This is a genomic window from Phytobacter sp. RSE-02 (genome assembly GCF_040578655.1).
Taxonomy (GTDB): Bacteria; Pseudomonadota; Gammaproteobacteria; order Enterobacterales; family Enterobacteriaceae; genus Phytobacter; species Phytobacter diazotrophicus.
Map to the genome: position 1 here is coordinate 32,204 of NZ_JBEULY010000025.1, position 7,204 is coordinate 39,407.

8 protein-coding genes are annotated in these 7,204 nt (G+C 53.1%); 1 reads left to right on the forward strand and 7 read right to left on the reverse strand.

Annotated elements, in window-relative coordinates:
- Nucleotides 1-133 precede the first annotated feature (133 nt).
- The 3 genes from ABU190_RS25855 to eamB form a co-directional block, all read right to left on the reverse strand.
- On the reverse strand, nt 134-925 hold the full coding sequence (locus ABU190_RS25855; protein WP_354692777.1) for a PhnD/SsuA/transferrin family substrate-binding protein: 792 nt from the start codon (nt 923-925) through the stop codon (nt 134-136).
- The gene (locus ABU190_RS25860; RefSeq protein ID WP_354692778.1) at nt 915-1,892 is read right to left on the reverse strand and encodes a fatty acid desaturase; all 978 of its coding nucleotides are present in this window, start codon (nt 1,890-1,892) and stop codon (nt 915-917) included. Before ABU190_RS25860 ends, ABU190_RS25855 begins: the two co-directional genes overlap by 11 nt.
- Nucleotides 1,893-2,004: 112 nt before the next feature.
- Nucleotides 2,005-2,592: a cysteine/O-acetylserine transporter gene (eamB, locus tag ABU190_RS25865; protein WP_354692779.1), complete on the reverse strand. Its 588-nt coding sequence runs from the start codon at nt 2,590-2,592 to the stop codon at nt 2,005-2,007.
- 110 nt (nt 2,593-2,702) lie between these two features.
- Between eamB and ABU190_RS25870 the strand changes: the two genes are divergently transcribed.
- The gene (locus tag ABU190_RS25870; protein WP_354692780.1) at nt 2,703-3,608 is read left to right on the forward strand and encodes a LysR family transcriptional regulator; all 906 of its coding nucleotides are present in this window, start codon (nt 2,703-2,705) and stop codon (nt 3,606-3,608) included.
- Nucleotides 3,609-3,630: 22 nt separating this feature from the next.
- On the opposite strand, the gene ABU190_RS25875 is transcribed toward ABU190_RS25870, so the two are convergent.
- The 4 genes from ABU190_RS25875 to ABU190_RS25890 all read right to left on the reverse strand — a co-directional run bounded on the left by ABU190_RS25875 (nt 3,631) and on the right by ABU190_RS25890 (nt 6,447).
- Nucleotides 3,631-3,849, reverse strand: a complete 219-nt coding sequence (locus ABU190_RS25875) for a hypothetical protein (protein WP_041852315.1) — start codon at nt 3,847-3,849, stop codon at nt 3,631-3,633.
- Nucleotides 3,850-3,858: 9 nt separating this feature from the next.
- Entirely contained in the window at nt 3,859-4,200 is a 342-nt protein-coding gene (locus ABU190_RS25880) for a hypothetical protein (RefSeq protein ID WP_354692781.1), read from the reverse strand.
- Nucleotide 4,201: 1 nt separating this feature from the next.
- Nucleotides 4,202-4,663: a hypothetical protein gene (locus ABU190_RS25885; protein ID WP_354692782.1), complete on the reverse strand. Its 462-nt coding sequence runs from the start codon at nt 4,661-4,663 to the stop codon at nt 4,202-4,204.
- An 80-nt stretch (nt 4,664-4,743) separates the two neighbouring features.
- Nucleotides 4,744-6,447 (reverse strand): hypothetical protein, encoded by a 1,704-nt coding sequence (locus ABU190_RS25890; RefSeq protein ID WP_354692783.1) that lies wholly within the window; start codon nt 6,445-6,447, stop codon nt 4,744-4,746.
- Nucleotides 6,448-7,204 lie beyond the last annotated feature (757 nt).

Here is a 7,204-nt window from a genome sequence, read left to right on the forward strand (position 1 = left end):
CCAAAAAAACAACCGCGGTCAGGAAAGCCAAAACAGTGTCAATGGGCACAGGGGAAACCTTCTGCACAGTAAGGAATAAAGCAGGCTTAACACTGAATGTGCAGGCGTAAAATGCCCTGTGTTGTCCGGGAGGCTATAACTGCGTTACACCCAGCGCCGCCGCCTCATCGCGCCAGACGAGCAGCGGGGAATAAGCCTCGCGCGCAACCGGGCTAAACCCCGTTATCAGCAATGCGTCGCAGACCGCCTGGTAACGCGCATCGTTGACCAGCTCAAATAATGCCTCCTGCAGGAGTAAAAGGCTCTGTGCCGATGTCTGTTTTGCGGTGATAAGTGGAAGCCCGGGCGCCAGCGGGCTTGAGCCAATCACCACCAGTCCGGCCAGCAGTTCAGGTTCATGACGCGCTAATAACGCCCAGCTCACGCAGTCAATGGCCGCGATATCCGCCCTTCGCTGCCCAATCGCCACCAGTGATTGTCGGTGGCTACCGCTCAATACCACGGATGAGAAAAACGCTCCGCCCTCTGCCAGCGGTGCCACCATTTTGCGTAATGCGTTGTAGCCTGACTGGGAGCCCACACTATTGCAGGCCGCCACGCGGCCACGGAAATCCGCCAGCGTTGGCCGGGTGTTTTCCTCGCGCGTCACCAGCAGGCTGCGGTAGTGAAAGCCGTCACAGCCGGGGGCAGAATAATGAAAGCAGCCGACCGTTTGCACGTCGGGCAACTGCGTGACCAGCGGAAAACCACAGGTCTGGCTTAGTAAAAGGGCGTCACTTCGCCAGTGGGAAAGCAGTGCCTCTTGCGGCCAGACCGCGTTGACGGTAATCCCCTTCGCCGTCAGCCGTTCACTCACGGCGTGAATCAGCGCCAGGGTGTCCGGGCGGTGCAGGTCGTACATTGGAAAAGCAATTTCATGGCGCATGATTGTTATTGCTCGCGGTAAACCCCGGATGCGCGTTCACATCGACAGCGCGGAACAGAAAACGCCGCAGCCATACGCCATACCCACGCACCACAAATCCCCCGTTGCGTGCCTGATAACCGGCGCGATCGTATAAGTAGACCGTGCGCAATCCGTACCAGGGGACGCCCGGTAAGTCGTGATGCACAGAATGATAGTTCAGGTTAAGGAATAACACGCGCCAGGGCCAGGCGGCTTCGTTAATCACCGAACGGGCCAGCGGGTCCTCCTCTGCCCGGTGCTCCAGGAACGAGCGCACTTTGGTGAGCGCCAGTGCCGGATAACTGACCGCCAGCACAAACCAGATGAGCGAAAAGCCGCAGTGGGCAATCCACGCAAAGGTCACCACCAATAACAGCCCGTGAACCAGCCACATCGCGATAGCATCACGCTGGCGGGTGCGAAATGCCGTGATCATACCCGCAACCATTTGCACGATGTCGAATAGCGGCCCCAGCAGCAAACGCCCCGGAAAGGTATTACGTAACTGGATAAGGCGGCGCTGCCAGTGGGGTAAACGCTGCCAGCGATGGGCTGAAAAGTAGTAGGACTCCGGGTCGTCATCCGGCAACGTCAGCAGGTGGGCGCGGTGGTGCGCAAGGTGAGAATCGCGGTACAACCCATACGGATACCAGACGGCCAGCGGCATCAGCCCGAGCAGTTGGTTGACCCATGGGTAGCGTGTGGGGTGCCCATGAATAAGTTCATGCTGCAATGACATATACCAGGCGGTAAACCAGATAAGCAGTAACGTGGCGGGCAATAAACCCAGCGTTTCATGGCAGGCCAGCGCAGCAAACCAGCCACCGTAGATAACGACTATCAATGCCCAGGTCGGAAATTCACTGCGCCACAGCCAGGAACCGGACAGCCGCCGGATAAGCGCGCGCTGCTGCTCGTGTAGGTAAACCGCCTTACTTTTTGCCATCCACTCAATGCCCTTTTTCAGTCTTTTTCTGTGCCGACGATGGGAGAAAAAGCTGGAAATAACAAAGTATTTAAATGGATGAGCTATTGCGAAAAAGCGCTATACGCAGCCATCAAATAAACAGACGAATGGCGCTGTAAAGAAGCAGACAGGCCAGCAATGCATTCACCGCGCGAGCATGGCGACGCAGTAACGCCTGAAACAAGTGCCCTGCTACCGCCCAGCAAAAATTTCCCGCCGTGCCGATAAGGGCAAGGCTTACACTCATCACCGCAACAACGGCGATATTATGGGTATAGGGCAAAACAAAAGCAGAGAGCGCCGTAATGCCATAAAGGATGATTTTGACGTTGGCAAACTGCAGTGCAAAGCTGGTCCAGAAGCTCAGTAAAATTGACGTTCCCTGCGCTGTCGCCGGATCGCTGCGTACAATTTTCAGTGCCAGCCACACAATATAGAGTGCGCCAGGAATGTTGAGCCAACCAGTGACGGCGGGCAATACATGGGTGAGCGTAATGGTGAAAACTGCACATAACAGCATAATCACCAGAAAACCACAGGTCATTCCCGCCAGCACGCGCACGCTGCGCCTGAGCCCATGAGCACTCACCGAACTGAGCGCCAGGATATTATTAGGGCCGGGGGTGATGGCAGAGATAACCGTATAGGTCAGAAAAGCAGTGATAACGGCAGTATTCACAAGGATCCCTCAGATAATTTTTGTTTAAACTACCCTGCGCAAATACTTAAAAAAATCGAAATATTTGTTATTCTGACTTCGACATTTTCGATGAATTTAAGAGGGAAGGAATGGATCTGCGTCGTCTGATGACACTGAAAACCGTGGTCGAAGAGGGATCCTTTGCCCGAGCAGCCAATAAACTCTGCTGCACACAGTCCACCATCACTTTTCAGATCCAGCAACTGGAACAAGAACTGTCGCTCCGGCTGTTTGAAAAAATCGGTCGTCGGATGATCCTGACCGAGTCCGGACGTAATATTTTGCCGCATGTCTATGAACTGATGCGGGTGATGGACGGGCTACGCCAGGCCGCGCTGGACAAAGACGAGCCAGCGGGCGAACTGCGTATCGCCGCCGGGGAAACGCTGCTATCGTATAAAATTCCCGCTGTACTCCAGAAGTTTAAGCAACGCGCGCCTGGCGTTCGCCTCTCATTGCAGTCACTCAACTGCTACGCTATCCGTGATGCACTGCTGGCAGATGAGGTGGACCTTGGCATCTTTTACCGTGTGGGCAACGATTCAGCCCTGACCATGCAAAGCTATGGCAAACAGCCCTTAGTTCTGGTCGCCTCACCACAACTTAACGGCGTCGATTTCACCCGCTCAGGCCAGCATATCCCCGCCAGCTTTATCATCAACGAACCGCAATGCATCTTTCGCCAAATTTTTGAAAGCACTTTGCGTCAGCGCCAGATCACTCTCGATAACACCATCGAGTTATGGAGTATTGAGAGTATTAAACAATGTGTTGCAGGTAATCTTGGGATCTCATTTTTACCGCGCTTTACCGTTGAAAATGAACTGGCAATCGGGTCGCTGGTTGAACTGCCCTTTTCGCTCCCGGCACTTACGATCGAGGCATTGTGCGCGTACCATGCGGGGAAATTTGTCAGCCCGGCGATGCGGGTGTTTATGGAATGTATGCAGGAAACACTGACGGCACCTCAGGCCAACACCGCACTAATCGGATAAATAGTGGCGCGGCATCCAGGCATTAATCTTTAACCCGCCAGCGCACATCCTGCTGTTTTCCTGAGCGCTTTGCCGTCAACGATACCCCTTCGACCGAGGTCAGGGTGACGGTAATCGACGCCATTCCATCAAGCGGGAGCATCATTAAACGAGAGTCCATCATCAATACCGTTTCCAGCGTCTCCTCACCGAGAAGCGCTGAAACGGCATTTAACTGGTTAAAACGTTCATTCTTGTTCATCAGCAGACCTTACTTGAGATAACCCACCAGCGTTGTACCGTGTTTGTAATACGCTTTTTGTTGAGGAAAATAGTGAATCACCGTCTTGTCGCCTGACTGGTAAACCGTTGCCCCAGGTTCGCGTTCGATAATGTCGGCGCGTTGACCGTCAATAAACGCCTCTTCTTTGCTTACATACTCAAAGGTAATGCCGTAGCCAGACCAGCGACGCAGCACTGATGTTTGCGCAGGAACGGAAGCTGCGGAGGTAGCCGCGTCTTCACTGCGGGTCTGAGTAGATGTTATGGGCGCAGATGCCATACACCCCGTCACCATAAACGCCAATATAATCACACTTAAAGTGTTACGCATCTTACTGATATTCCTTTCTTTTTATGTTACAAACCCTGTTTTGAATGTGTGTTGCATGTCGTTTGGATTCATGGGGTCTGAACATGATTCTGTTGTAATGCCAGCCAGAAGAGTCGCGATAAATAGGATTGTCACAGACGCCTGTTTCAGCGGCGAATATCCTGTTTGAAGTGCCCGCTTCCGGGCGCTGGAGACTGTTTTCGCATGGCGTGGGGTCGATGTGCTGTACGCTTTCGTCTTCCTCAAACCACCCGCTATAGTCCACGACCTCGTCGCTCTCCGTTGCAAACATCAGCGCATGCTTAAAGGCCTGAATACTTTTCAAAAACGGCGAGTGCGAATCACTCGCCTCCCAGCCCGAATCGCTTAAATTATCTGAGACGAAAAACAACTGATAAGCCTGCGTCACGCAGAGCGCCAGGAGGGCGCCCGTCACGATGTTCATGCGGGTTGGAAACTTCATTAAACGTCTCTCTCCATTTACGCGTTACCATAACGCTTATCGTGACTGCGCCCGTCTTACTCAGCATCGCCGTGGGGTGATTACCAGGAGCCCGATAAACCGACAGAGCCGCCTGTCGCATTACCGTCGTACGAGACCTGCACGCTTACCGAGGTCTTCGCCGTCAGACCAAAGTTCAGGCCGCCTGCAACGGCAGTTTCATTGTCATATTCACCCACCGCCACCGCATAGCCGGACTGGTGGCCGGCATAATGCAGGTTACTGGTCGCTTGCGACATCGCTCCCACCTGGTTGATCGTTTTGCGGTTTTCATGGATATCTTTGCTGTTCTGCTCGATACGCTGTTTGTTGGCAGCAATCGCGGAACGGTTCGCAGAGATAGCGCTACGGTTCTGGTACATGTTGGTGGTGTTGTTGTAAATGGCGGTATTGTTGCGGCTAATCTGGGTCCGCGCTGCCGTATCGACCGTCCAGGCATTAACCGTTAAGGTCGTCGCACTGTTCTTACCATTCGAACCATTCGTACCATTCGTACCGTTGGTGCCATTTTTACCCGGCTGCCCCACAACATTAATCACCTGAATATTCCCGCCAGATTGCGGCGTCCCGGAAGGTTGACCATTGAGGGTGGTCACTTTCGTCCCGGTGATAACAGTCTGTACAGGCATTGTCGTTACAGTGGTCTGCGGATAGGTTTTCAGCGGTACTGTCACTGATGCATGTGGAACTTGTGCTGAAACAGTGTTCGGCTGCGGTGTCTGTTGCTGCACTGTTGGAACCGCCTGCGATACCGGGGTCGGCACTTTCATCGTCTGCGGCGTCTGCTGCTGCACGCTCGGTACTGCCTGCGCTGTCAGCGTCGGCGCTTTCATCGGTTGCGGCGTCTGCTGCTGCATGTTCGGAACTACCTGCGTTGTCAGGGTCGGCACGGCCATCGTCTGCGGAACCTGCTGCTGCACGGTCGGAATTGCCTGCGTTGTCAGGGTCGGCACGGCCATCGTCTGCGGAACCTGCTGCTGCACGGTCGGAATTGCCTGCGTTGTCAGGGTCGGCACGGCCATCGTCTGCGGAACCTGCTGCTGCACGGTCGGAATTGCCTGCGCTGTCAGCGTCGGCACGGCCATCGGCTGCGGAACCTGCTGCTGCACGTTCGGAACTACCTGCGTTGTCAGGGTCGGCACTTTCATCGTCTGCGGGATCTGCTGCTGCACGCTCGGTACTGCCTGCGCTGTCAGGGTCGGCACGGCCATCGTCTGCGGAACCTGCTGCTGCACGTTCGGAACTACCTGCGTTGTCAGGGTCGGCACGGCCATCGTCTGCGGGATCTGCTGCTGCACGGTCGGAATTGCCTGCGCCGTCAGCGTCGGCACGGCCATCGGCTGCGGAACCTGCTGCTGCACGTTCGGAACTACCTGCGTTGTCAGCGTCGGCACGGCCATCGTCTGCGGAACCTGCTGCTGCACGGTCGGAACCACCTGCGGCACCAGAGCAGGCGTGAAGCCTGTGACCGCCTGCAAGTCAGCCATATGTCTGGACGCGATATTCATCGTCTGCCCTGCGTTAGACCACTCTTTGATCTCCGCGTCGGTCAGCATCGCTATCTGATTATGGGTATTTTTATATCTGCGATTCACATCTGCGGCCTGGTTGAGGTCATGCCGTGTGGCCTGAATATCGGCAACATATTGTTCAATGGTGCCTGGGTAGATCGTTGCGTTCACAGAACAAATCGACCCCACCAGCACGGCAAGGGTCGTCAGTCTGACAACCGTATTACGTTTCATTATGCGCTTACCATCATTCGTTAAATTGATAATGAGGCACAGACAATGTCGCTAGCCTCAGAGTTAATTAAGACTTCAATGTCGCGAATCCTACAGACATGAAAAAGACTTATCAAATGTTTCTTTATTAGATATAAATGGGTTTTTTAGATGACTTTGAAAAGACTAATATTTTCATCTTAAAATATTTCATATCTTTAAAAAGTTTTTCAAAAGCCATAAAATAGTCAATTGAGCGATAAATAACACGCCAAACGAATAACTGATAACTATTTTCAACAAGATGGTAAGAAAGGAACTAAAGCCATTAAAAACAATAAATAAAAGATAAAATCCAGCATAAGTAGATAGCAAAACTGAACAGGGGTGAGCGTTAACCTGTAAAACGACTGGTTTTTGGCAGTGTTGAGAAAAAGTAAGGTGGAAGAGTGTCAGAAAGAGGGAAAAGACAAAAAAGACGTAGTTTCACATCACCAAAGACCAGACATGAATCAATCAAGCAAGAAAAAGACATAATAAAGACTACAAAAAGTCATTAAAAGAAAATGACACTCATCCCCAAACCTGAGGAATTCCCAGTAATCTTACGTTTTACAGCGACAACGCCGCTTAATAAAAATAAAACAGTGGCAGCGATGACAGGGTCCGGCTGAAAATCGATGAGGCGTTGGCGGCTGACCGGGGCCGCCCGCAGGGAAGCGGGCGGAGGGGATAGCCTGCAAGGACGCAGGCTGGTCCCCGACCCGAAAGTCAGACG

Coding starts and splice junctions, on each gene's coding strand:
- ABU190_RS25855 (WP_354692777.1), bottom strand. CDS start 925: ATGCGCCATGAAATTGCTTTTCCAATGTACGACCTGCACCGCCCGGAC.
- ABU190_RS25860 (WP_354692778.1), bottom strand. CDS start 1,892: ATGGCAAAAAGTAAGGCGGTTTACCTACACGAGCAGCAGCGCGCGCTT.
- ABU190_RS25870 (WP_354692780.1), top strand. CDS start 2,703: ATGGATCTGCGTCGTCTGATGACACTGAAAACCGTGGTCGAAGAGGGA.
- ABU190_RS25875 (WP_041852315.1), bottom strand. CDS start 3,849: ATGAACAAGAATGAACGTTTTAACCAGTTAAATGCCGTTTCAGCGCTT.
- ABU190_RS25880 (WP_354692781.1), bottom strand. CDS start 4,200: ATGCGTAACACTTTAAGTGTGATTATATTGGCGTTTATGGTGACGGGG.
- ABU190_RS25885 (WP_354692782.1), bottom strand. CDS start 4,663: ATGAAGTTTCCAACCCGCATGAACATCGTGACGGGCGCCCTCCTGGCG.
- ABU190_RS25890 (WP_354692783.1), bottom strand. CDS start 6,447: ATGAAACGTAATACGGTTGTCAGACTGACGACCCTTGCCGTGCTGGTG.